Raw genomic sequence first — 23,147 nt, 5'->3', positions numbered from 1 at the left:
GCGCTACTGAAAATTTTTACAAAGTGCTTCCACGACTAACGTGTATTCCGCGTCGGTTACTGTGGCGATTTTTTCTTTGATGCGTGTTTTTGAGAGGGTTCTGATTTGGTTTATAAGAAGGTCAGAATCTTCTTTAAGGCCACCTCTTTTGGGTATTCGCATCCGATAAGGAAGCATGTCGTCGATAAGGTCTGTTGAGAGGGGAATGAGGATGATTGTGTCTAAAATGGCATTTTCATCGTTTCCTGAGAGGATAAGGGCTGGCCGTATTTTTCCCACTTCATCCCCTTTTTTGGGGTAAAGATTGACAATGACAATATCCCCTCTATGCAATTCCATCATCCACCCCGATTTCAGCAAATTCCAAGTCCTGATGGTGCTTTAGCTTGTGGAGTTTGGCGCGCTTTTCATCTTTGTCGATTTGGTCAAGAATGGGCCTGATGTAACTTTCGTACTTTGAAGAGATGAAATACCCCAAAGTTGCGTGGGCTCTTTTGTCGACAATCTGGGCAATACCCATCCCTTTTATCAGGGAAGGTTTGTTTTGAATGTCGGTAACACCGTAGGTTAGCATTTTACATCCTTTAGTTTTAATCTATAAGAATTATAACTTATAAACTAAAACATTACAACATCCTTTACATGTAAGGCTTTAGTGCTTCGTTTTTTTCATTTTTTAAAGGGTTTGATAAGACAAGTCAACCACCTCGCCTCCCGCTTTTTTGGCAAGTGCGCTTTTAAAGGAAGGGCCAAGCACGTCGCAAGTTAGGGCTTCTTGGATGAGCGCTTTGTGTGCTTTGGGGTCTAATAAACTTTGGTTGAGGGCGCGGATAGTGAGATGGGCAAAGGGGCGCTTTTCTAGCAACACGGTGTCGTTCACCTGCACGCGTCCTTCGTGGAGGACTTTGGCGTACCATCCCGTGTGAGCGTGGCGAAAAATGGTCTGTGTCATGGTGGGGATGCGGGTACTCGCACCCAGTTTCCAGCAGGGTTGGCGGGGTTGGGTGACACAGAGGCGCACTTCACCCACGCGCAAAATATCTCCCACGCAAACGTCCTCTTCTCCCACATCAGAAAAGACCATGTTTTCTCCAAATTGCGTCGCCTCCATCGGGCTAAACGCTGTGCCGCACAAGGCATTGATGGCGGCGTAGGTTTTGGTTCCTAGCATAAAAACAGCTTTAACCAATCCTCCGTGGTGGGCGGGGTCGCCGTGTTCGTCTCCTTCAAATCCCAAAAGGGAGAGGGCGGCGCTTTGCACGGGCTCTTTAATGATGGCTGAAACCATTGTTTTGCGGTTTGAGTCTGGAAGGGAGGTGGTTTGGGCGGTACCAACTTTGAGGGCAAGGACGGTGCTAAAAGGCTGTTGCATGGGGACGCTCCACTGATAAGTGATTGATTTTAATCCAAGCAACCTTTAAAAGCTTTGATGTGCATCAATGCATCAAGGATGCTAAATAGGATAAAATGACTCCTAAAAATAAGGAGACATGCATGCTATTTAAAGACAAAGCCGACTACACAGCCTTTAAGGGCGAACGCTTGCGCCTTGGCGGAACCCCTTTGGAGCTTGGGAACCCTGCGCCCATTGTGACACTTCCTGATCCCCACTTGGAGCCAAAAACTCTTGGAATGGAGGGCAATACCATCCAGCTTATCCTCACTGCCCCTTCCTTTGACACGCCCATATGCGCCAAAGAAGCCCATGAGTTTAGCGCGCGTTTGGCCCAGCAAGAAGGCATTGAGGGCATCTTTGTTTCCATGGACTTGCCCTTTGCGGCGGCTTCGTTTTGCAACCGCTCCGAGGTGGAAAACCTCACCTTTGTGAGTGATTTTAAAGCCAAAGCCTTTGCCAAAGCGTACGGCGTGCTCATTGAAAACGGGCCACTAGAAGGGCTGTGCGCGCGGGCAATTTTCATCGTCAGTAAAGACGGTCGTGTGGTGTACAAGCAAATTGTCCCAAATGTCACGGACGAGCCAAACTATGAGGAGGCGCTCCAAAAAGCCATCGCGGCGGCAAACCAAGGAGCGAGTTGTTGTGGTTTTTGTCAGTAGCCTCACGCCCCCGCCAAGCCCCAAAACCACGCCGTGGCAAAACCTCTTGGCATTGCCCCATCGGTTGTTTTTCTTTGCGGGCATTGTGCAAGGGGTGGTGTTTGTAGCCCTGCTTGGGATGCAGTTTAGCGGGTGGATTGCCTTACATGTAAGGCCAGAATTTTACCACGGGTATGCCATGGCGTTTGTGGTGTTTACCCAGTTTTTTGTGGGCTTTTTGCTTACCACCTTTCCCCGCTACCTTGCGCGCCCAAGTGCGCCAAAGGCCGCTTATCTGTGGCCCGCATTGGCCTTAAATCTTGGTGGCGTAGGGTTGGCAGTGCTCAGTTTTATTTCTGAAACAGGGGTGTTGCTTGCCCTGATGCTTGTGTTTGTGGGGTATGGAAAACTGGTGTGGGTGCTGTGGGATTTTCAGCGTCAAAGTAGCGTGCCTAACAAACAAGACACTTCGTGGATGCTTTTAGCCTTTGCGTTTGGCGCACTCGCCCAAGTGCTGTTTTTTGCCTCCTTTGTTGCACCGACCTTACATGTAGCGCTCACCATGAGCTTTTACATGTACCTCTTTTTGGTGGTCATTGTGGTCTCGCAAAAGATGATTCCTTTCTTTGCGGCTAACCGCATTCAAGGATACGAAGTGCGCAAGTCTAAGTACTTTTTGCCGTTAGTGTTTGGCGGGCTTTTACTGAAAGTGGCGCTAGAGTCTTTGGGGTTTAATGCCTTGCTTGCCGATGGGCTTTTGCTTGGGGTTATCACCCTTGAACTGGTGCGGTGGAAACTCCCCTTTCGCCAGTCTCCGCCTATTTTATGGGTGCTGTTTCTTTCCATTTGGTGGGCGCCTGTGGGCTTTTTGCTTTTCACGCTCCAAGGACTCTCCCAGTGGTTTGATTTAGGGTGGCATTTTGGCCACGCACCGCTGCACGCCTTAGCGCTTGGGTATTTTACGACCGTGCTTATTGGCTTTGGCACGCGGGTTTTATTGGGCCACTCAGGGCGCACGCCTGTGGCCGATGGCTACGCGGTGGCGCTGTTTGGGCTAGTGCAAACCATGACGCTCTTGCGCGTGGGCGCAGACTTGGTGCCTAGCCATTACACGAGCCTTATTGGCCTGAGTGCCCTAGCGTGGCTAGGGGTATTTGGTTGGTGGGCAGGGCGGTATGGGAAGATTTTGTTTGAGAAGTAGCAAGGGTGTGTTAAGCGCGTTTTACTTCTGGGGACTAGCTTCAAAGATTTAAGAAGGTTTTGGCCAAGGAGGGTTAAGATTGACGTAAAATACTACGTTAATCTTCCCTAAGGAGAAACCATGACCCGAAGTATTGTAGGATGGATTTGTGCCAGCGTATTGGCCTTTGCTAATGGAGCGCCTGTGGTGTATGAAGTCGAGGGCAAGGCGTACGAGGGGTATTATACTTCGCCCCATAAAGAGGCGCCTTTGGTGGTGTTGGTGCACGATTGGGACGGGCTAGATGCGTACGAAAAAAAGCGTGCGAGTATGCTTTACGCGATGGGCTATGCTACCTTTGCGGTGGATATGTTCGGTAAGGGTGTTGTCGCCGACACGGTGGAAAAACGGCGCGCATTGACAGGGGATTTGTACAACGACCGCCCCAAAATGCGGGCGATTTTACAAGCAGGTGTTGACGCGGCAAGGCAAGCGGGCGCTAATGTGGATAATGCCATAGGCATCGGCTATTGTTTTGGCGGTACGGTGATTTTGGATTCTGCCCGTTCAAGTGCGCCGCTTAAAGCCTTTGTCTCTTTTCATGGAGGGTTGGCTACTCCACAAGGACAAAGCGTGGAGGGCATCACGGGTGAGGTGGTTGTGTTTCACGGAACCGCAGACACGGCCATTAGTATGGAAGAGTTTGCCACCTTTGCTAAAGAGCTTGAAAGTGCAGGCATTTCCCATGAAATGCACACGTACAGTGGCGCACCCCATGCGTTTAGCGTGTTTGGCTCACCCCGTTACCATGCCGAAGCTGATCGCAAGTCGTGGGAGCGTTTTAGCGGGTATTTGAAAGAGGTTTTTGGGAAATAAAGGAGTCACCGAGGCTCTTAGCCTAGCCTCGGTATTTTTCTAAGGAGTGTGGAAGTCGACTATCTTTGGATGTCGTACTTCACCGTAATGGCATCGCCAGACTTGATGGCGCCAAACATAACCGAAGGTGGCGTGATGCCAAAGTCTGTCATGTTTACCTCAAAGCTTCCCGCCACGCGGTCTACTTCGATAACCTCAGGAGTGAGGGTTTCTTCGCGTTCCATGTCGAGCACTTTAAAAACACCGCGGAGGGTTTTATTTTCCACGTTGTGCTCTTTGAGGGAAAAAGTGATGACATTACTTTTGTCGATTTTAAGGGCTTCGTAGGCTTTTTTATCAAGGCCAGCGTCGCCGCTTTTGAGGGTTTCGATTTGCACCCCTACATCAAGGGCCAAAATCACCCCACCTTCGCTCTCAAATGCACCCACATCGATGGTTTGAGAGACCATCTTCCAATCGTGCAGTGTTGAGGTTCCGTGAATCTCAATACTGCTTTGTGCAAAACAGATACTTGAAAGAAATAAAAGACTAACCATTAATTTTTTCATGCTTCCTCCTAGAGATATTAAAAGCTAAGGCCAGCGGAAATCAAGAAGCCGTCAAATTTAGCTTTGCCATTGTATTCGTTAAAATTGCTACGCTCGTGCTTGATGTACTCGGCTTTGGCCACGGCATTTTTAGACAAAAACCAGCCAGCAGTGAGTTGATACTGCGTAATTTCAGCATCACCGTTAACGTCACCACTGTATTTTCTAACCGCATTTTCATAGCGCGCTGCTACGTAAAATCTGTCATTGGCAAAGCGTTGCACTACGTCAAACGCATAATGTTTCAAATCCATACTCACACCACTTCGCATTTCACCATCAACAATCTCATACAACCCGTAAAATTCTGTGTCGTTGTACTTGACAAAAAAGTTGGTTTTAGACGCAAGGATATCCGCGTAAGTTTGCCCAAGGGTGTTGTCTCTCATGGCATTCCATGTGTGTTGTGAGGTCGCAGAAGCTGAAGCGCCAAAGATGTTTGCTAGGGTGTCACCCGCTTTATCACCCGAGTACAAGTCGCCCCGTGCCGCTTTTTGCTGCCAGTAGAGGGATTCGGTGATTCTCACACGCAATGCGTCGTTAAGTTGCTTGTCAAAACCCACTTTTCCATAAAGGGCATAAGAGGCGTTTTTAGCATCACTCGTGTCGGTCGTTTTGACAACGTTGTTGGGCTGTGCTTTTCCGTTGGTGATACCGCCCACGACAAAGGCATTGAGTGTTGGCAAACGGTGCAAGACTTCCACGTGAAAGGCTTGCATGTAAGACTCAACGACCATGTTGGCGATGAATGGGTTGCGTGTTACTTCGGCATTGTCGGTGCGACGGTAATGGTCATCACCAAAGTTGATGTCATTTACCCCGATTTTGATGGTGGTGTTTGCCATCACGTCACCAAGAAAGCCCGGCGTGATGAAATCAAGGTTGTCGATAGTCGCGTAACCGCCTTTAACGTACGTTTCGGGGTGGTGGCTAGAAGAGAGCATGGTTTGCAACTTGACATTAAAACCACTCAAGATTTTGGCGTAAATATCAAGGTTGGCGTTGGGGAGAATGAGGCCATTATCGATTTTTTCTGCACTACCGGTTACGGGCGTGTAGTCTTGTGTTAACCCTTGGTAGTAAAACGATAGAGCGGCTTTCCAGTCCCACTCCACACCCGTAAAAGCAGATGTGTCTTTTGCAGGCTCAAACACATGCTCGACTTTAGCACTGGCCAAAGATGCACACAGTGCGGTACTAAGCAGTACGACAGTAGATTTTTTCATAAAACTTCCTCCTGAAAATAATTTCAAGATTAATTCTATCAGCTAGTAAAAAAATTTAAAATGGATTTTAAATACAAAAACTTGTACTTTTTAGCACTCGCCTCGAAATGTTTTGGGGGCAGTGCCAACTTCGCGTTTAAAGAAGCGGCTAAAGTAAGCAGGATCTGAAAAAGCAAGGCGATAGGCCACTTCATTGCACGTCATGGTTTCAAAGGCAAGGAGGCGTTTGGCCTCTTGGATGGTTTGGTTGCGGATGTATTGGCCTAGGCTTTGGTCGGCCACTTCGCTGGTTGCTTTGTTGAGAAGACGGACACTGGTGTTGAGTTTTTTGGCATAAAAGGTGGGTTTGGCAAGGGCGTAGTGGTTGTGTGCAATGGCTTCGTTGAGTTTTGCAATGAGGGTTTGGCTAGCTTGTGGGGCGAGTGTTGAAGGAACGCAGCGTTGAATGTAAACGAGCAAAATCTGCAAAAGGCTGTTGATGGTGTGCTCTTTAAAGGAAAGAGAAGTGTGGTACTCGTCTTCTAGGGCCTTAAAAGTGTTGTGAATCATCATGATTCTTTCGCGCTCTTCTAGGAAAATGAGGTCACTTTGAAAGGCGGAGATGCGGTTTAAGAAAGAGGGGTCAGTAAAAACAGTGGTATCAAACTTTAGCACATACCCTTGCAACTCCCTGATGGCGTCCCATCCGTGAACGCGGTTGGGGTAGACAAGAAGGAGGCAGGGTTGATTGATGAAGTAAGATTCATTATCAACATAAAAGCGCGCTTCGCCCTTGTAGGCAAAAAAGAGTTCATAGCACGCATGTTTATGCAAGGGCACAGGGTCAGTAAAATCAATCTTACGCACGCGAAATATTTCTTTATCAAGGATGTAGCTGGGGTTGATGAACGCTGGCATGGTCATGGGGCCTCCCTTCATGCAATTTGGATGATTTTTTTCGTCATCCAAAGGGCAAAATGGCTCAAAAATCTTAGTGTTTTGCAGTAGATTATGAGTGTAATTATTGTTTAAAATGGATTGTATCAAAAAAAAATGGCAAAAAAAATGGATTTTTTGACACTTTTCTTGTGTTTTTCTTCAATAGTGTAAAGAAAAAGGATGGTTTTCGCGGGGAAATTTTAAAAAAAAATAAATAAATAATTCGTCGTATTACGGGAAAAAAACGAGAACGGATTTGGTGAAAAAAGATACTTCCAATAAATAAATAAGGTTAAAATTTAATCATTACTAAAGCTCTTTTATTTTCACGCAAGTACCTTGCTACGAAAAGTATTCGAGTGTGCAGTGATGGTGTCATAACCCTTTACATGTAAAGGGTTAAAGAGGCTTCGCCACTGGTTGCCTTGGCCCCTCAAAATACCCCTTGTCCAAATCTTTGCCGATAAAAACCAAAAACGCTTCGGCAGTGTTTGTATCCCATTGTTCTAAAAATTCAAATTGGCCGTTGACGTACTGCACCACCCAAGCCTGAGGCTCGCCGGTAAAATAGACCACGCCCTTAACGCGGTAGATTTTTTGGGGCAATTTTTGAAGGTAGGTGCAAAACAGTGCTTTATCCAATGGTGCTGTTAGCGAAAATTTGATGCTTGAGAGCCCATCGTGCACATGGGTGTGCGGCGCGCTTTCTTCTTCGGAAACCAAAGAAGCGATGTGCGAAGTGGAAGCCACGATGGAGTGGCGCAAGGTGTTAGGGTGGATGTTTCCCTCCACCACGGGCAAGATGGCAGCGCATCGGTTGTTGGCAAGGATGCGTGCGTAGACCTTGGCTTGGGTGATTTCATCGAGTAGGTCGCTTTTGTTGAGTAAAATCACATCCGCCGCGCGCACTTGGTCTTGAAAAATACGGTACTGCTCAAAGAGCTCTAAGGCATTCACCCCATCCACCACCGTCACGATGGCTTCAAAATCCACCAAATCGTCCAGTTCGTCCAGTTCGCTCAGGAGGTTAAAGGGGTTGGCTACGCCCGAGGTTTCGAGCAAGATTGTATCGGGGGAAGCTTTTTGGGTGAGGGCCCCAATGCCTGCGCGCAATTGGCCCGAAAGGGAACAGCACACGCACCCCTCGTCCATCTCAACCAACGAATAATCATAATCCAAAAGCTTGCCATCGAGGCCGATTTTCCCAATTTCGTTTTGAATAATCCCCACAAAGCGATTGTTTTGGGTTTCGTGTTCGATGTAGTGCTGTAAAAAACTGGTCTTTCCTGAGCCTAAAAAACCCGTCACGACAATGAGTTTTGGCTTTGGATTTTCTTGGGTAAAAGGGGTGGTGATGAGGTGGTTGTTGGCATCGAGTTCGTACCACGGTGCCTTTTGGAAAAAAAGTGTAAGGCTTTTAGAATCATCCATTTTTTTAGCTTGAGTTCCTGCTAAAAGGGTTTGGGTTAAGGTGCTGTGGGCCATCTCCCCGTAGCCTGTGGCCACCAAAAGCTTCACAGAACCCGCATCAGCAGCGAGGTGAAAGACGCCTGCGTTATCGTACGTTAAGCACGTTCCTTTGGCGCGAAAGAGTTCAAAGTACTGGGGCGCTTCTTGGGTGAGGCGCAAAAGGGCGGTGTTGAAAAAGTGCATGAGGGGCAAGAGCAAACGAAAGGCGGGGAAGTCTTTATCAAGCCCTTCTTTTGGCACAAGTTGCGTGTGGGGTGCAAGGGGGTTGGCCACGCCATCTTTGGCATAAATACGCTCCCGAATTTGCCCCTGATACGCCCCATAAAGGCTTTCGTTTTTTGGGTTTACATGTAAGGCCAAAGTGCCAATGAAAAAATGGCCCAAGAGGGCATCGTGGGCGTAAAAAGCACGCACTTTGTCGATAAAATCAGGGGCATTGGCAAGACAAGCTTCTGCTAAAGAACATTTTTCCAGTAAGGCTTCTTGGGGAGAGGGAAAATAATGCAGGTGAAAATGGCCAAACGTGTCATCAAGGTTGGCCAGAAAAATCCCAAAAACGCCAGCGAATTGTTCAAACTTGAGCGTCCAGCATTCTTGGCGTTCTTCGCTCACATGCATGCCTCTAAAACCTGTGTTTTTTTTCAAGACCCCGTCGTAATTTGCCTTGATAAGCACGGTACGCATGAGGGTGCGAAAGCCCTGTGCGGTGTGCTCAAAAGCAAGAGGGTAAAGGTCATTGATACGCATGGGTTATCCTTTCCCCAAAGGGCTTGACGCCCCTTGGGTGAGCGTGTTAGCCAAAGGTGATAATGTCGCCATTGCCAAGGTAGGCTTTGCTTTTAGAGCGATGTTGGGCGGTTCCTTCCACCACAGGATAGCCCGCGCGGATAAATTTTTGCGCGGTCAACAAGCCCGTACAGTGGTTGCACCCGACTTTTTGAAAGTCCCATTTTCCCAGTGAAATCACAAGGTCATCGTACTTTGGATCCCAATCTTCAAAGGGGGAAATGTGCAAACCTCCGTAAAGCCCGTACATTTGGTCGTTGTCGTATCTGAGCTCTTTGTAGGCCGTGTCGGCAAACTTGATGATGCCTTGGTGGCAACACCCCGTGATGCTCACAAGCCCTTTGTCTTGCACGTTGACAAAGAGGGATTGCTCTCCAAAAACACGGCAAATGATAGGCACATCAAAGGTGTAGGTGCAAAAGCCAGGCTCCCAGTCATTGCGCCCTTTTTTGGCAACCACCACTTCGCCCGTGTGGCCTGAGTCTTTGATGTACGCAAGTCCTTCTTTGTAAAATCCATCAGGGATGATAATCTTGATATTGGGGGCGTACTTCATGGTCACGGGCAATCCCCAAAAGTGGTCAAAGTGTTCGTGGGAGATGATGAGGGCTTCGATTTCGTTGTTTTGAAGCATCTTGTCGATGCCCTCGCGCTTGAAGCATTCGTCCATCCACGCGTAAGACCATCCGCTATCTAGGAGGTATTTTGTCTTTTTGCCCTCCAAGCTTTCGATTTCCACGAGGGCGGCAAAGCCTCCCGCGTTGTCGGGATTGACACTGTTTGTTTTGATAATCTCCCACGCCTCTTCAAGGCGATTGGGGAGTAAGTGTTTGATTTTGGCAATGCCTCGCTCATAGCTTCCTTTGGCTAGCCCCGAACCGTCCCCAAAAGGGGCCCAGTTGTAGTCGTATTGGTTGACCAAAAGGCCACCCGCGCCTTTGATGTCGCCCATTAAGATGGAGTTATCAAACCAGCTTGTTTCGGAGATATTGGTCACTTTTACGCTTTTGCACGCACCAAAATCCGCCATTTTTCGTTCAGCCTCGGGCAGAAAAAATGCCCGCATGGGGGAGTAGGAGAAGATTCCCATGGCGCTAAGCGTTCCAAGTCCAAGACCTGTGGCTGCCCCTTTGAGAAATTCCCGTCGTCCTTGCGTTTGTGTTGTTGGCATTATCGCCTCCTTTTTAGTAAATGCGCAGCGCATTGGTCATGGCTGGCAAGAGGTAAACAAGGGCAAAATAAAAGACAACCCCACCAAGTGTTCCCCCAATCACACCGCGGTAAAACGCAGGAGTGAGGACGTATTTTTCATGAACGGCATGGGCAGGTTTGACCACTTCACCCTCTCGCGAGAGCCGCCATCCTGGCCATCCGTCCATAAACCAGTAGTTGATGAGCATCACATTAACAAGCCAAATCATGGGCACCATGGGGAATTGTTGTGGGTGTGAAAACCCTTTTTGTGTGCCGAGGAACAGGTGCGCAGTTTTGTAGTACACGTAATACAAAGCAACCGCCGCCGCGATGGAAATGAGGGTGCGGAAGAGGACATTGATAGGTTTGCTAAAACGGTTCACGCCGTTGCCTAGGTAAAAGTGCATAAAAAGTGTCGGCACCAACCAAAAGATGGCCAATTCCCCTACATGTAACCAACGCCAATCCGGAGATTCATCCCGTCTTGTGCCTCGAATCGCTTCGCCCCATGCCAATTCTTGGGCGTAGTAAAGGAAAAAGCTAATGGCCACGGCGATGGCGATAATGCCAAAAAAGGAAGCACTACGTCGTAGCCAAGGGCGCTCAATCATGGAAAAAGGATAGCGTTCCCAAATGGTTTCGTGCATCCACACGATGACCGTACAGCACATAATCCACGCAATGTTAAAGTTTCCGTGTACCGTGTTAGCAAAGCCTTCCCACCAAGGAGGTGTGATGGCGGTAAATTCTTGCCACGGGTCAAATAAGATGGCCATGTGAGAGTGAAAGGCCACAAAATAGACGATGAAACTGAGGAAAAAAGTAAACATCAAAACCGTGAACCCTTTAACGGGTTGTTTGAGGTGTTGCCAAGGCGCATTTTCAGCGGCTACAACCCACGCAGGGCTTAACCACGAAGCGATGGCAGCGAACATTAAGATGGCTTGGGCCGAGTACTCAATGGCGTAAAATTCAATGAGGCCTAGGCTTTGGAGTTGTTTGGGGCTAAAGTAAGCGATGGCCAGCTCACCTAAGATAATCTCAAAAAAGACCTTAAGTAAAAGGGTAAACAGCACCACAGTAAGCGCAGTAAGTATCACGCCTTTGGCAAGGGGGTGCGTGTTTTTTAGCCAACTGCGGCTAAAGGGCCAAAAGTCGAAAATGTAGGCTATCCAAATCATGATAACCAACAACCAACGGCACCACATGTAGCCCTCAAAAGGGGTGTACATGCGCATGATGCCTCTGGGGTCTTGAAAAATCCACCAGCTTACGTAAAACAGCACGGCGATAAACAGGGTGTTGAGAAGCAAGGGCAAGGGCCCGCTGTAGCGCTTAACCAAACTTCTCTCTTCGAGAAAAAGTGGTGTTTCCATCGTAACTCTCCTTGTGTCAAGATTATAAAAGTCTTAACACCAGTATAGAAAAAGAGTGTCTTGGGATTGTCTCGCAAAAAAAGCGGAAAGGGGAAAGATTGTCTCTTAAATGTCTTTGCGGGGGATTTTGATAGTAAAGACAGCGCCTTCGTCGTCATTTTCAACCAAAAGCTCTCCTTGGCAATGCTCTTCGACGATGGTTTTAGACATGCTCAGGCCCACGCCTGTGCCGCCTTTGTCAAATTTGGTAGAAAAATAGGCATCAAAAATCTTCGGGGCAATGGCCTTGTCAATACCTCCTGCGTTGTCTTTGACAATCAAATACAAAAAGCGCGCATCTTTACATGTAACAAGGTGGAGGGTTGGGCGCAAGGGGGAAGTTTCTTCAAAAGCATCTTGGGCGTTTTTGATGAGGTTTAAAAGGACTTGACCTAACTCGTTTTTGTGGGAAAAGAAAGCTTCTTGGGAGGAGAAAGAGGTGTGGACACAAATGCCTTGCGCGTCTAGGATGGGTTGAATGATGGTCAAGGTTTTTTCTACGATAGCCTCCAAGGAGACCTCTTCTTTGTGGCGAATAGGGTTGAAAAAGTTGCGAAAATCATCGATGGTTTGGGAGAGATGGCTAGCGTATTCTTCGATGTGGTATATTTCTTGGGTAAAAACGGTGGCATCAAATTCTTCAAGCAACAGCTTCATGGAAAGAAAACCTGTAGTGGCGGAGATGGCAGAGAGCGGTTGGCGCCATTGGTGGGCAATCATGCTGAGCATCTCCCCCATTTGGGCGAGTCTGGATTGGAATTGAAGTTGTTTGTCTTTTTCGCGCAAGGTTTGGAGTTGGCGCTTGACTTCTTCGTGAAGCTCTTTGTTGAGGTGGTGGATGCGACGTTCGTTTTCTTTGCTTTGGGTGACATCCAAGGAGGTTCCCACGAGCTTTAAAGGGGTTCCATCGTCTCCATAAAGGGCTTTGCGCTGGGTGCTGATAAACACCTTGCCCCCATCTTTTCGGCAAATCATGTAGTCGATTTTTTCTGTCTTTTTGCTAAAAATGGCTTGTTGATTAAGGAGCCTAACGCGCTTGGCATCTTCGGGGTTTAGGTAGTTGTCAAATGTTTCAAGGGTGGGGGTAAAGGTTTCCCTGTGTTCTCCGTAGATGCGGTACATTTCATCGGACCATGTGAGGGTTTGGGTGGCCAGGTCTATCTCCCAACTGCCAAGGTGGGAAATGGCTTCGGCATTGCGCAAAAGCTTTTCGCTGTTTTTGAGCTTTTCTTGCGCTTCTACGGTACTTGTGATGTCGGTAATCGTCCAGAGCACCTCTTCATTGGAAGGAATGGAATCTCCCGCAATGCGTAGCCAAAGGACGTGACCATTTTTGTGTTTGAAGCGGTATTTGAGGTTGAGGGCTTCGTTTTGGCGTACTTTATTGAAGGCAATTTCGGCAAAATTGACATACGCAGCGTAAGAGAGGTGAAGGGAAAGGGCGGATTGGTAGATGATTTCTTCGTGGGCGTACCCAAAGATTTTACAAAAAGCATCGTTGGCTTCCACGATGAGCCGTTCTTTATCTACAATAAAAATCCCTACGCCGCTGTTGTTAAACAGTTGCACGTAGCGTTCGGCTTGTTGTGCGTGAAGGCTTTGGGGGCTCAGGGGTGATGCCATCGGAGTTTGTATCCTTCCCCATAAACAGAGCAAATCAAGTCGCACGTGAGTTTTTGGCGAAGCCTTGAGAGCAGGTTTCGCACCCGTTTGTTTTCACACACATCATCGTCAAAAACAGCTATTTCAATCTCTTCGCTACTAAAAATGCGCTCCTTTGAGCTTGTGAGTAGGTCGAATAAAAACACCTCCCGTTTGCTTAAAGGTACTTCTTGTTTTCCATAACACAGGCATTTGATTTGTTTGTCCCAGCAATACCCTCCCTCTAATTCAAGGGTGCAAGGAGAAGTATGGTGGGAGAGGGAGAGGATTTTTTGCAAGGTTTGAACAACCTCTTCAAGCTGAAAGGGTTTGAGTAAATAGCCTTGTATGCCTAATTTGATGGTGGTGAGAAAATACTCAGGGTTGTTGTAAGCAGAAAACACAACAATGGGTACATGTAAATCTTTGCCCCGAATGGCCTCGATGAGTCCAAGCCCATCCATTCCTGCCATATTGATGTCTGTGAAAACCACATCAAAAGGCTGGACTTGAAACTGCTCCCACGCCTCTTTTCCATCGGCTGCTGCGACAATATGGTCAAAATACAAGGAGAGCATCTTGGTTGTTTGCAGGCGTACTTGCGGGTTGTCCTCGGCGTATAAAACACGCAAAGGCTTGCAAGCTACGATGAGTTTTTTTAGGGCATTTTGGTCCATGGCATCCTCAAAAAAGTAAGGCATTTGTGGGGATTGTAGCACGGCAGACTTAAAGGAAGAATGAGAGAAAGGTTACTTTCAAAAAAGGGATGTAAAACTCTTTATCAGCGCGCTGTCGTTATAATGCGCCAATATTTACACAAGGAAAATCCATGGAAGCACGTGATAGTAATGGCAATATTTTAGCAGATGGTGATGCGGTCATGACGGTCAAAGACCTCAAAGTCAAAGGGATGCCAAAAACCCTCAAGCGCGGCGAAGTCATCAAAGGCATTCGCCTGACAGACAGTGCTAGTGAAGTAGAGTGCCGTATTGGCAAAAGTACGGTTGTATTAAAAACAGAGTTTTTGAAAAAAGCGTAAAATATTTACATGTAAGCGGGCTTTGCGCCCGCTTAGGCTTACGCGGTAAGGTTGGCGTTAGCAAAATCCCAGTTGACAAGATGCTTGAAGAAGGTTTCCAAGTAATCGGGTCGTCGGTTTTGGTAGTCAAGGTAGTAAGCATGTTCCCACACGTCTACGGTGAGGATGGCTTTTTGGCCATGGGCTAGGGGTGTGTCGGCGTTGGAGGTTTTGGTGATTTTTAGCTTGTCACCTTCAAGCACCAACCAGGCCCATCCACTTCCAAACTGCGTGGCACCTGCGGTTTTAAACTCTTTGAAAAACGCTTCAAAACTTCCAAAATCTTCGGTAATTTTTGCAGCAATAGCCCCTGTGGGCTCACCACCACCCTTTGGCTTCATGGAGTGCCAGTAAAAGGTGTGGTTCCATACTTGCGCGGCGTTATTGAAGATGCCTGCTTTGCTCGCATCTCCTGCAACAGCGATGATAATCTCTTCGAGGGTTTGGCTAGAAAGCTCGGTTCCTTCGATGAAATTGTTAAGATTGGTGACGTACGCTTGGTGGTGTTTTCCGTGGTGGAATCCTAGCGTGTTGGCACTAATGTGAGGTTCAAGGGCGTTGGGGTCATAGGGTAAATCAGGTAGTGTAAATGACATAATTGTTCTCCTTTAAGAAAAGTTATTGTTTGTATTTTACCTGCTTGGGACTTAAAGGATACTGGCGTTTTAAAGGAAGATGTGCGGGGAAAGTCTCCCCGCAGTGTTCTTAAGACGTTTTGAAAACAGACAGTGAATGGCTGAGGTTTTCAGAAAGCTTGGAGAGATGTTCTGCCGCTGAGGCGATTTCCTCAACGCTTCTGGCGTTAGTGGACGTGAGTTCATTGAGGGTTTGGATGCGCTTGAGGGTTTGGGCGGTTTCTGTGGCACCATTTTTTGCATCTTGTACCGTTTGAAGGGCGATATTTTTAGCGCGCGTGATGCCCTCAACACTTTTGCGCATCAAGGTTTCGGTAGTTTTGGCCCTTTCGCCCAACACTTCAATATTTTTCGCACTTTTTTGCATGCTTGAGGCCGAAGCAGCAACAGACTGGACGATGAGTGCCACCGTGGCATTGCTCTCATCCAAACTTTTTTGGGTACGCTCGGCCAGTTTTCGCACTTCATCGGCCACGACCGCGAATCCGCGTCCATGCTCTCCCGCACGGGCGGCTTCGATGGCGGCGTTGAGGGCCAAAAGATTGGTCTGATCGGCGATGTCGGCGATGACTAAGAGCACGCTTTTGACCTCTTCGGCTTGGGTGCTAAGCTGTTCAAGTTGGGTAGAGAGCGCGTTTTGTTGCACGACGACGTTTTGCAACTGCCCTGAAACTTCCAACACCTCTTTGGCCGCATTATCAACCTCTAGCGCAGAAGCTTGGATGAGCTCACCCGAATGGGAAGAGCTTTCTTCGCTGGTTTTCAAAAGAGAAGCGACCGCTTGGGTGGCTTGGGTGGTTTGGTCCATTTGCGTGGCACTCTCTTCGGTGCGTCTACCGATGCTCAGTGAGGTGCTGGAGAGTTCTTGGGCGACCGATGCGTTTTCGATGGCCGTGTGTTTTGCACCGTCGATAGCCTTGGAAAGGTCGCGCAAAAGTGCATTGACGGCATTCATCGCATCGGCGATTTCATCGTGCGCACCCGTTTCGATGGGTTCTGAGAGGTTTTTGGTGCGCTGAATGTGCTCACAGGCCTCTTTTGCTTTGCTTACAGAAGCTTGAATAGAACGGGCGATGATAAAAAACACCACCGCAAACACCAACCCAATGATACTCAGAACGATTTCTATAAAGAGCTCATTTTTCTCGATGGTGGCGATGTTATTGTCACGCATGCGCTCTACTAGTGTGTGTGCTATTTTGATGAATGCATCAAAAGAAGTTGCTGACTCTTGGGTGAGGCGCATGAGGGTTTGGTGCTCCGTGGGGTGCGTGCGCATAAAGCTTTCTTGTTGTGCCAAGGTTCCGTGGGCTTGTAAAATCACAAGACGTGGTTCATTGGCTTTGGCCCATGTTTGAGCGAGTTCTTTGAGGTTGCGTAAGCGTGCTTGGTTTTCGGTAGAGCGGGTGATGGCAAGAAGGTCATCAAGGGTCTTTTGCAGGTTCTGATAGGACGCGTTGTAGCCTTCAAGGCGCTGGGGCGAGAGAAACATTTGGTAGCCCCGAAGCTCGGCCATGGCGCTAGCGGCGTAGTATTCGATTTCCCCCAAAAGCAACATGCGGGTCAGTGCCGTTTTGGAAAACGTAGAGTTTTTAACAATCTCGTAACCAAGAAATGAAAAGCCAATCACAAGAATGGCTAATAACATGTAAAGTTTTGCCCGAATAGTCCGCAACATGAAAATCCTTTAAAAATAAAGTGTTGGCATTATAGTGTTTCAACGTAAAATGAACGTAAAAAATGGGTGCTATTTCCAGATTTTTTCAGCCCTAACGCGTTCTAACATGCGTTCAAAAGAGGGAAACGCGGGTGGGTTTTTTACGCTGTTCCAGCGGTCTTGCGTGTCAATGGTAAAGACGCGCTCTTCATTCATGCACACCTCCAAACGTAAATCTGTACGACGAAAAAAAGGAAGAATTTTAAAACTAAGGTTGTCAAGCACAAGAGTAGAAGAGTCAGGCGTTTGCACGGCTAGCACCATGTGCCAAGCCCCGCTGTAGCGGTCGTGCACGACACATAGGCCCATGGACGCGGCCAAAACCCCGAGGTCCTTAAGGGTGTAGTATTTGCTGATGGCATAATCCTCGCAATCCCCACCCCCGCTGGCTAAAAATTCGCCCCTAGTAGCCCAATAATCCTCAGAAGCATACTGGTGCGCGTCGTGCATGGGAACAATGGCATTGAGGTAGCGATTGACTTTTTCAAGCCTTACATGTAAAGAGTTTTCCGATGCGACTTCGTTCATAAACCGTTCGTAGTCTTTTAAAATAGGGTGTGCCAAAGGGGCCTTTTGTGCTTCAAGAAAATCTGGTGAAAGCACAAAAGGACGCGCCCAAGCAAACGCCAAGAGCACGCCAAGAAGGAGTGTGCTACGACACGAGAGGCGAAACAGAGGCAATATGCCTACCTTGGAAGTGGGAAACACCCATGGGAAACAAGGTGCGCACTTCGTTTTGGGTTTCGGTATTGGTGGCGATGAGCGTGATGCCCAAGCTTCGGATGAGGTTGGTGAAGTTTTCCCGTCCTTGGCCAGTAAGGGTGTCATAAAACACATCGTGCAAATACGGACTACTGGCTTTGACATACTCAGGGCGTAACTCTTGGAGGTACCCAGCCCCTTGGGAAGGGAGGGTGAAATGGTCAAGGCCAAAGTGGCACCGTGCGTTTTTAAGCATTTGCGCTAGCAAGAGGGTGTCCGCAGGAGCATGGAGGGCAACAGTGTTGTGCACCTCTACCCAGATTTTCTCCCGCACATCAGGCGATGCGTCATCAAGTAGCCGTTTGAACCACTGTATGTTTTCATGGTTTTTGACAAAATCTCCACTCAAATTTAAGGCAAGGGCAGGGGTGCCAGGGTGTTGTTTGAGGTGGAGAAGCACTTTTTCAATCATGTAGCGGTCCAGTGTTTCTACCAACCCTAAGCGCATCGCAATGGGCACAAAGCGTCCTGCGGCGTGCAAGGTTCCTTCGTTGTCAAGCCAGCGCAAAAAGATTTCTTCGTGTAGCAAATGCTCCTCTTCCCCTTCTTTTTTGATGACGCTTTGGCGTGCGAGTTGGATGCGGGATTCTTCCATGCTTTTGCGCAATTCTTCTTTCCACTCTTCCCGCCCAAAAGTGAGCAGCTCTTCTTCTTTGTCGCAGATGTACACGGTGAAATTTTCATCGCTCTTAGAGTGCATCAAGCCATAATCAGCCCGTGAAAAGAGGGATTTGAGCGTTTCATTTTCTTGGTAAATCCCCACACTGCACCCTGCAAGGTAGGGGTATTTTTCTTGGGTGGTTCGTGTTTCCATCGCGCCATGGACGGCCTTCATGACATTTTCCATGCGTTTGGCAATGCTTCCAAGTTCCATAAAAGGCACCAAAACAAAAAAATCACTTTCATTGAGGCGCGCGATGATGGTGTTTTCTTCCGCGCCAAAGGCTTCTTTGAGGCTTTCGGTGATAGTCTTGATGAGTGCGTTGTAGCGCTCGTATCCCGCATCTTTTTTAAAACGTTCCGCCTCGTCGATGCTCACCATGGCGTAGGCCCCACGGGAAAACTCCGTGTCCGTTTGAAAATAATCTGGCAAGGTGGTGTTAACATAGCGCCTATTGTAGAGTTTGGTTTGCGCATCGATGTAAAGCAGTTCGTGGTAACGTTTAAGGGTCTCATTTTCACGGTCAAAGATGTCTTTGACTTTTTCAACCATGGCGTTCATGGCTTTGGTGGTGGAGCGAAATTCGGTGGTGAAGGGAAGCTCTTTTTCGATAATGAAGGCATTGTCGATGATGGCTCTGGCTTGTTCGGCAATGCGCTTGAGAGACTGCAACGAGAGGGAGAGCAGGGCGTAAAGCACCCCAAACACCAAGACACCAAAGAGGGCAAAGGTTTTACACAATTCTAAAAAGGTGTGGTAAAGCTGACGGTAGGCATTGCCTGTGTGGCCTTTGACTTCCAAGATGCCAAACTGGTGCCAGCCCATCATGATTTCACTGTGCGCACTCACGCTTTCAAGTTCAATGGTGTTGACAAACCATTGGGGGACGTCGCTTAAGAGGACTTTGGTTTCGCGCACATAAATCGGCGCATCATCGATGCCCACAAGGGCGATGCGCTCGTAATACCCGCTATCAAAGATGGCATTTATCATGGTCTCCATCAAGACCAAATCATCAGGACTGGCCGCTTTGGCTAAAGAGAGCCCTAGAGAATGGGCGGTATTTTTAGCTTCGGTGTAGAGTTGGTGCTGGGTAAATTCAGTAGCGGTGTTAAAGTTTAGCACCATCACAGAAGTAAGTACGAGGGCTAAAAAAAGCGTGAAGGTGATAGCCATCTGTTTAAAGAGACTCATGGGCGGTCCTTTTTGATGATTTTGAGTTCGTCCCAAGCGCGGGTTTGCCGCGTGCTTGCAGGGAGCATTTTGCCCAACTGAACGTTTTTGGCGTCCAGCAAAGCGCTGCCGCTAAAACTGTACACGGGAATCAAATCTTTGCGCGCAGAAGCAGGAAAGATTTTGCGGTTGTAATTGTCTAGTACTAAAGGTTCTGAACGGGGGGTTTCGTAGTAGAGTAAAATCATGTGGGCGATGTTCGTGGGGGTGTATTTAACATACCCCATAAAAAGTTTGCCAGGGTCAACACCAAGCTCCACAAGGGTGAAATACTTAGCAATGACGAAGTCTTCACAATCGCCCTTATCTTTGCCGATAAACTCCAACCGTGTCGCCCAATAATCACTCACGCCCCACACGTCTTTGTCGAGACCATAGGGGGTTTTGTTGAAAAAATCATTCACCGCTTCGAGTTTGCCACGCTCATCAAGTTCTTGGGCTTTGTTCATCATGCCAACCAGTGCTATTACACGGTTTTTGGCAAAAAAGCCATACTCTTTCTCGACTTTCTCGAGCAAGTGGCCTTCAATGATGAACTCGGAGGTGCTAAAAAGGGCGACAGCCATCGCTGCCGCCAGTATACCAAGGGTAAAGCGTCTTTTCATACGCTAATGATAGCGTATTTAGACAATGTCCGTATCGACGGTTTGGTTGATAATGAGTGTAATATCGCTACCATTATAAACCGCCTCGTACACACTTTGTTCTGCTGTACTTGCCCCTTCGTTTTTCGTCCAGACGTCGTTGTTTTCTATCGCGTCAACAGAGATTTGGACATCCCCTTGGCCTGAAACGACCAAGACATTGTTGTCGTCTGTGAGGTTAAACACATCTTCTACGCTAAGGCTGATAGGCGCGTCGGTGTCAAGCTTGAGGATTTCAATGTTGTGAACATTGCTAAGATCAATACTGCCATCTTCAATAAGTAGCATGTCTGTGCCATCCCCGCCATCAAGGCTTCCTCCTGTGAAGGTTTTGAAGATATCGTTACCTTCCGTTCCTGTGTCGCCATCAACCTCGTTGAAGACCGTAGCTGTTGTGGTGGCAGTATCTGTACCATCAGTGGAGGTGACACTTCCTGTGATGGCATTAATGTCCTCAAGGGAAAGGACAGAAGTCGTGCTGAGGGTAAGTGTAACTTCGACACCGTCTTCAACTGCAATGACATAGGCGTCTTCGGTTTCTGTGAGATTATCTCCCAATAAGATTGCATTTTCTGGTAGCGAATCTTTGGCAATAACAACAGGTCCTAAAATCTCACCATCATCGCTCAATGTCGCAGTAACAGTAAGAGTGTATTCATAGCTAACATTTTGTTGAAGTTGAACATTGTCAATAGCAATGCCATGATTGTCTGTGGCGACACCTACCTCTTTAAATGTTAATTTGTTAATACCATCTATTGCATCAACGATAATGAAGCCAGACGAGAGCCATGTTGTGTTGTCGCCATCTGTTTCAAAGACGACTTGTCCGTTCCAGAGAACTTGCATTTTTCCAGAGTCTGCGTTTTCGTCCGCAATCCATGCTTTGTCTGCATAGTCAAAGGAAAGGTAATACTTGCCTTCGCTCAATTCAAGTTCTTGGTAGATGGCACTGTTGCCAGGGCTTGCTCCAAGGTCCATGTAATTGTCTCCATCGGTGCTACCTACCCCTCCATGGTCTTGGTGGTGTGGTTCCATGGCAGGCATGCTTACAGAGCTTTCTATGTATTTCACAAAGAAGCCGTTATTGTTATTGGAGCCGATGGTTGCCCCATCGAAAGCAATATATTGGAATTTTCCAATTCCTTCAATGGTTAATGCGCCTCCGTTTAGCGAGCCTTTGGCAATTTCGCTTCCATTTGCATCATATGCTATCCATTGACCCCTGCTAGTGCTTCCGCTTAGATTAAACGTTGCAGAATCAACTTGATTTTTGAGGTCAAACATAAGTGTTTCATTTTTGTTAACCCCTTTGTCTTCTATGCCATAACCGCTAGATGTTGTGGTAAGAGAGGCATTTGAAGACTTAAGCTCACCTCCTGTGCCTACAAAGTAACTGTCACCTTGGTAGGCAAAAATCTGAGGTTCTGACAAGTTGGCATTATCAAGTTTCCAGCCCGGAATTTCTAATCTATAAACTAGCCCTCCAGCAGGAATATCAAAATCACTGGCTACGATATTGCCATTGGCGTCAATGCCTGAAATGTCTTCAAAACTACCATTGACAATCAGATTGGCACCAGTGCCACTTGCGTTCGGTTCAGCAATACTCATCACAAGTTGTGGCGCATCTGCTACTGGAGCAACAACAACAGTAACTGTCGCGGTATCTGTGCCACCGTTGCCATCAGAGATGGTGTACTCAAAGGTTGCCTCTCCGCTAAAGTTATGGTCTGGCGTAAAGGTAATAGTGCCATCTCCGTTAAGCTCAACGGTGCCGTTGGTCGCATTTTCAACGCGGGTAATACTCAGGGTGTCACCATCCACATCGCTGTCGTTTGCAAGCAAAGTAGTCACAGGAATAGTAAGCGGTGTGTCCTCGTTTGTTTCAAGGGCATCATCTACAGCCACTGGCGCGTCATTAACAGGGCTTACATGTAAGGTTACCGTTGCACTGTCTTCGCCGCCATTGCCATCAGAGATGGTGTAGTCAAAGGTGGCGACGCCGTTGAAGTTTTCTGCAGGTGTAAAGGTAATGGTGCCATCATCGTTGAGTACAACGGTACCATTGACCGCATTGCTTACGCTGATGATAGTGAGCACGTCGCCGTCGATGTCAAAATCGTTGGCAAGCAAGTCTTCAGGTTGGAAGGTAAACGCCGTATCTTCTGGTGTGACGTATGTTCCTTCGTTGGAAAGCGCTGTGTAGGTTAGTCCGCCATCGGCACTGATTTGAGGTTGGAAGACGTATTCGCCACCTTGATCCCACCAGTACATTTCAATGTCATACCATCCGTCTGCATCGATGGTAAACTCGCCATGCACGCGGGTTGATGGGCTTTGGTTGTTGTCGTATTTGGCAACACTCTCACCGTTGATGAGGATTTCGTAGCCATCATCTGCATAAACCTTGAAGTTGTATGTTCCTGCTTGGATATACACGCTTCCGCTGATGTGCATACCCCCCTCGGCGGTGTTGGTTTGCCCGTTGGTGTACTCTAGGGACGCGCCATCGTCACCCAAGAATTGTTGTAGGCTGTTGCCTGTCGCTACACCGTTGCTGTTGCCATAGCCGTACCATATTTTTGTTGCCTCGAAGGTGGCAGCAGGGTCGGTGGTAGCAACAATGTGTTTAAACTCAGTGAGGTTGTCGATGAGGTAAGCGTTGTTGTTGACATAGGTGTCGCCGCTTAAGCCATTGTCATCGCTATCCACAGCATAGTAGTTGCCAACAAGTGCGCCAAAGGTGAAGGTTGGTTTACCATCATCTGTTGCCACCGGTGCATCGTTGGTGCCTGCGACGGTAATGGTAACCTCTTGGGGTTCAGAGGAAGCTCCATGGCTATCTGTGGCAATCCACGTAAAGGTGACATCAGCAGTCTCGTTAACGCCAAGGGATTGGTACGCGTCATCGGAGGGGTCGAAGCTGTAGCTACCGTCGCTGTTAAGCACAAAGCCAGCAGGTGCGTCACCTACAAGGGTGTAGGTTAAGGTGGTCGCATCATCATCGCTGTCGATGTCGTTAGCCACAAGCTGTCCTGTAAGAAGGTCGCCATCTTCAACTGCGGTGAGGTTTTGTGTTGCCACAGC

General features: G+C 47.9%; 21 protein-coding genes. 4 read left to right on the top strand and 17 right to left on the bottom strand.

Translation table 11 applies throughout. From position 1 onward, the window contains the following. Positions 1 to 3: 3 nt before the first annotated feature. The 3 genes from AC5SLM_RS13025 to AC5SLM_RS13015 form a co-directional block, all read right to left on the bottom strand. Positions 4 to 339, bottom strand: a complete 336-nt coding sequence (locus AC5SLM_RS13025) for a type II toxin-antitoxin system PemK/MazF family toxin (protein ID WP_495251404.1) — start codon at positions 337 to 339, stop codon at positions 4 to 6. After that, the gene (locus AC5SLM_RS13020) at positions 326 to 574 is read right to left on the bottom strand and encodes a hypothetical protein (protein ID WP_495251403.1); all 249 of its coding nucleotides are present in this window, start codon (positions 572 to 574) and stop codon (positions 326 to 328) included. Before AC5SLM_RS13020 ends, AC5SLM_RS13025 begins: the two co-directional genes overlap by 14 nt. 102 nt (positions 575 to 676) lie before the next feature. Continuing rightward, on the bottom strand, positions 677 to 1,372 hold the full coding sequence (locus AC5SLM_RS13015) for an MOSC domain-containing protein (protein WP_495251402.1): 696 nt from the start codon (positions 1,370 to 1,372) through the stop codon (positions 677 to 679). Positions 1,373 to 1,494: 122 nt separating this feature from the next. Here AC5SLM_RS13015 and tpx point away from each other — a divergent pair, with 122 nt between their 5' ends. From tpx to AC5SLM_RS13000, 3 genes are all read left to right on the top strand, one after another. Beyond that, entirely contained in the window at positions 1,495 to 2,055 is a 561-nt protein-coding gene (gene tpx / locus AC5SLM_RS13010; protein ID WP_495251401.1) for a thiol peroxidase, read from the top strand. Further along, on the top strand, positions 2,039 to 3,235 hold the full coding sequence (locus AC5SLM_RS13005; protein WP_495251400.1) for an NnrS family protein: 1,197 nt from the start codon (positions 2,039 to 2,041) through the stop codon (positions 3,233 to 3,235). The genes tpx and AC5SLM_RS13005 overlap by 17 nt, the downstream gene beginning before the upstream one ends. A 120-nt stretch (positions 3,236 to 3,355) precedes the next feature. Further along, positions 3,356 to 4,090: a dienelactone hydrolase family protein gene (locus AC5SLM_RS13000; protein WP_495251399.1), complete on the top strand. Its 735-nt coding sequence runs from the start codon at positions 3,356 to 3,358 to the stop codon at positions 4,088 to 4,090. A 59-nt stretch (positions 4,091 to 4,149) separates the two neighbouring features. Here the strand turns inward: AC5SLM_RS13000 and AC5SLM_RS12995 are convergent, their stop codons facing one another. The 8 genes from AC5SLM_RS12995 to AC5SLM_RS12960 all read right to left on the bottom strand — a co-directional run bounded on the left by AC5SLM_RS12995 (position 4,150) and on the right by AC5SLM_RS12960 (position 14,004). Next, positions 4,150 to 4,638 carry a YceI family protein gene (locus tag AC5SLM_RS12995; protein ID WP_495251398.1) on the bottom strand — a complete coding sequence of 163 codons (489 nt, stop codon included), beginning with the start codon at positions 4,636 to 4,638 and terminating at the stop codon, positions 4,150 to 4,152. A 17-nt stretch (positions 4,639 to 4,655) separates the two neighbouring features. Next, entirely contained in the window at positions 4,656 to 5,903 is a 1,248-nt protein-coding gene (locus AC5SLM_RS12990) for a hypothetical protein (RefSeq protein ID WP_495251397.1), read from the bottom strand. A 90-nt stretch (positions 5,904 to 5,993) separates the two neighbouring features. Beyond that, entirely contained in the window at positions 5,994 to 6,806 is an 813-nt protein-coding gene (locus AC5SLM_RS12985) for a helix-turn-helix domain-containing protein (protein ID WP_495251396.1), read from the bottom strand. Between the two features lie 414 nt (positions 6,807 to 7,220). Next, positions 7,221 to 9,038, bottom strand: a complete 1,818-nt coding sequence (locus tag AC5SLM_RS12980; protein ID WP_495251395.1) for a CobW family GTP-binding protein — start codon at positions 9,036 to 9,038, stop codon at positions 7,221 to 7,223. Between the two features lie 46 nt (positions 9,039 to 9,084). Then, positions 9,085 to 10,248, bottom strand: coding sequence for an MBL fold metallo-hydrolase (locus AC5SLM_RS12975; RefSeq protein WP_495251394.1), 1,164 nt, complete (start codon positions 10,246 to 10,248; stop codon positions 9,085 to 9,087). A gap of 13 nt (positions 10,249 to 10,261) precedes the next feature. After that, entirely contained in the window at positions 10,262 to 11,647 is a 1,386-nt protein-coding gene (locus AC5SLM_RS12970) for a hypothetical protein (RefSeq protein ID WP_495251393.1), read from the bottom strand. A 105-nt stretch (positions 11,648 to 11,752) separates the two neighbouring features. Further along, positions 11,753 to 13,309 carry a PAS domain-containing sensor histidine kinase gene (locus AC5SLM_RS12965; protein WP_495251392.1) on the bottom strand — a complete coding sequence of 519 codons (1,557 nt, stop codon included), beginning with the start codon at positions 13,307 to 13,309 and terminating at the stop codon, positions 11,753 to 11,755. After that, positions 13,294 to 14,004, bottom strand: a complete 711-nt coding sequence (locus AC5SLM_RS12960) for a response regulator transcription factor (RefSeq protein WP_495251391.1) — start codon at positions 14,002 to 14,004, stop codon at positions 13,294 to 13,296. The genes AC5SLM_RS12965 and AC5SLM_RS12960 overlap by 16 nt, the downstream gene beginning before the upstream one ends. A gap of 152 nt (positions 14,005 to 14,156) precedes the next feature. On the opposite strand from AC5SLM_RS12960, the gene AC5SLM_RS12955 reads away from it, so the two are divergent. Then, a complete protein-coding gene (locus AC5SLM_RS12955; protein ID WP_495251390.1) occupies positions 14,157 to 14,366 on the top strand; it encodes a PhnA domain-containing protein in 210 nt (69 codons plus the stop codon). Positions 14,367 to 14,404: 38 nt separating this feature from the next. Here the strand turns inward: AC5SLM_RS12955 and sodB are convergent, their stop codons facing one another. From sodB to AC5SLM_RS12925, 6 genes are all read right to left on the bottom strand, one after another. Continuing rightward, positions 14,405 to 15,001 carry a superoxide dismutase SodB gene (gene sodB, locus AC5SLM_RS12950; protein WP_495251389.1) on the bottom strand — a complete coding sequence of 199 codons (597 nt, stop codon included), beginning with the start codon at positions 14,999 to 15,001 and terminating at the stop codon, positions 14,405 to 14,407. 109 nt (positions 15,002 to 15,110) lie between these two features. Further along, complete coding sequence (locus AC5SLM_RS12945) at positions 15,111 to 16,718, bottom strand: methyl-accepting chemotaxis protein (RefSeq protein ID WP_495251388.1); 1,608 nt, start codon at positions 16,716 to 16,718, stop codon at positions 15,111 to 15,113. Between the two features lie 69 nt (positions 16,719 to 16,787). After that, positions 16,788 to 17,438: a transglutaminase-like cysteine peptidase gene (locus AC5SLM_RS12940; protein ID WP_495251387.1), complete on the bottom strand. Its 651-nt coding sequence runs from the start codon at positions 17,436 to 17,438 to the stop codon at positions 16,788 to 16,790. Further along, a complete protein-coding gene (locus AC5SLM_RS12935) occupies positions 17,410 to 19,374 on the bottom strand; it encodes a bifunctional diguanylate cyclase/phosphodiesterase (RefSeq protein WP_495251386.1) in 1,965 nt (654 codons plus the stop codon). Before AC5SLM_RS12935 ends, AC5SLM_RS12940 begins: the two co-directional genes overlap by 29 nt. Next, positions 19,371 to 19,979, bottom strand: coding sequence for a transglutaminase-like cysteine peptidase (locus AC5SLM_RS12930; RefSeq protein WP_495251385.1), 609 nt, complete (start codon positions 19,977 to 19,979; stop codon positions 19,371 to 19,373). The genes AC5SLM_RS12935 and AC5SLM_RS12930 overlap by 4 nt, the downstream gene beginning before the upstream one ends. Positions 19,980 to 20,036: 57 nt before the next feature. Further along, positions 20,037 to 23,147: tandem-95 repeat protein (locus AC5SLM_RS12925; RefSeq protein ID WP_495251384.1), on the bottom strand; the 3,111-nt coding region annotated here is incomplete at its 5' end.

This window comes from Sulfurospirillum sp. HTRB-L1 (assembly GCF_059415125.1).
This window is presented reverse-complemented; position numbering and strand designations above follow the sequence as displayed.

What these genes read in the sequence shown, in the direction of transcription:
- AC5SLM_RS13025 (WP_495251404.1), bottom strand. Translation starts at nt 339, where the DNA reads ATGGAATTGCATAGAGGGGATATTGTCATTGTCAATCTTTACCCCAAA.
- AC5SLM_RS13020 (WP_495251403.1), bottom strand. Translation starts at nt 574, where the DNA reads ATGCTAACCTACGGTGTTACCGACATTCAAAACAAACCTTCCCTGATA.
- AC5SLM_RS13015 (WP_495251402.1), bottom strand. Translation starts at nt 1,372, where the DNA reads ATGCAACAGCCTTTTAGCACCGTCCTTGCCCTCAAAGTTGGTACCGCC.
- tpx (WP_495251401.1), top strand. Translation starts at nt 1,495, where the DNA reads ATGCTATTTAAAGACAAAGCCGACTACACAGCCTTTAAGGGCGAACGC.
- AC5SLM_RS13000 (WP_495251399.1), top strand. Translation starts at nt 3,356, where the DNA reads ATGACCCGAAGTATTGTAGGATGGATTTGTGCCAGCGTATTGGCCTTT.
- AC5SLM_RS12995 (WP_495251398.1), bottom strand. Translation starts at nt 4,638, where the DNA reads ATGAAAAAATTAATGGTTAGTCTTTTATTTCTTTCAAGTATCTGTTTT.
- AC5SLM_RS12990 (WP_495251397.1), bottom strand. Translation starts at nt 5,903, where the DNA reads ATGAAAAAATCTACTGTCGTACTGCTTAGTACCGCACTGTGTGCATCT.
- AC5SLM_RS12985 (WP_495251396.1), bottom strand. Translation starts at nt 6,806, where the DNA reads ATGACCATGCCAGCGTTCATCAACCCCAGCTACATCCTTGATAAAGAA.
- AC5SLM_RS12980 (WP_495251395.1), bottom strand. Translation starts at nt 9,038, where the DNA reads ATGCGTATCAATGACCTTTACCCTCTTGCTTTTGAGCACACCGCACAG.
- AC5SLM_RS12975 (WP_495251394.1), bottom strand. Translation starts at nt 10,248, where the DNA reads ATGCCAACAACACAAACGCAAGGACGACGGGAATTTCTCAAAGGGGCA.
- AC5SLM_RS12970 (WP_495251393.1), bottom strand. Translation starts at nt 11,647, where the DNA reads ATGGAAACACCACTTTTTCTCGAAGAGAGAAGTTTGGTTAAGCGCTAC.
- AC5SLM_RS12965 (WP_495251392.1), bottom strand. Translation starts at nt 13,309, where the DNA reads ATGGCATCACCCCTGAGCCCCCAAAGCCTTCACGCACAACAAGCCGAA.
- AC5SLM_RS12960 (WP_495251391.1), bottom strand. Translation starts at nt 14,004, where the DNA reads ATGGACCAAAATGCCCTAAAAAAACTCATCGTAGCTTGCAAGCCTTTG.
- AC5SLM_RS12955 (WP_495251390.1), top strand. Translation starts at nt 14,157, where the DNA reads ATGGAAGCACGTGATAGTAATGGCAATATTTTAGCAGATGGTGATGCG.
- sodB (WP_495251389.1), bottom strand. Translation starts at nt 15,001, where the DNA reads ATGTCATTTACACTACCTGATTTACCCTATGACCCCAACGCCCTTGAA.
- AC5SLM_RS12945 (WP_495251388.1), bottom strand. Translation starts at nt 16,718, where the DNA reads ATGTTGCGGACTATTCGGGCAAAACTTTACATGTTATTAGCCATTCTT.
- AC5SLM_RS12935 (WP_495251386.1), bottom strand. Translation starts at nt 19,374, where the DNA reads ATGAGTCTCTTTAAACAGATGGCTATCACCTTCACGCTTTTTTTAGCC.
- AC5SLM_RS12930 (WP_495251385.1), bottom strand. Translation starts at nt 19,979, where the DNA reads ATGGCTGTCGCCCTTTTTAGCACCTCCGAGTTCATCATTGAAGGCCAC.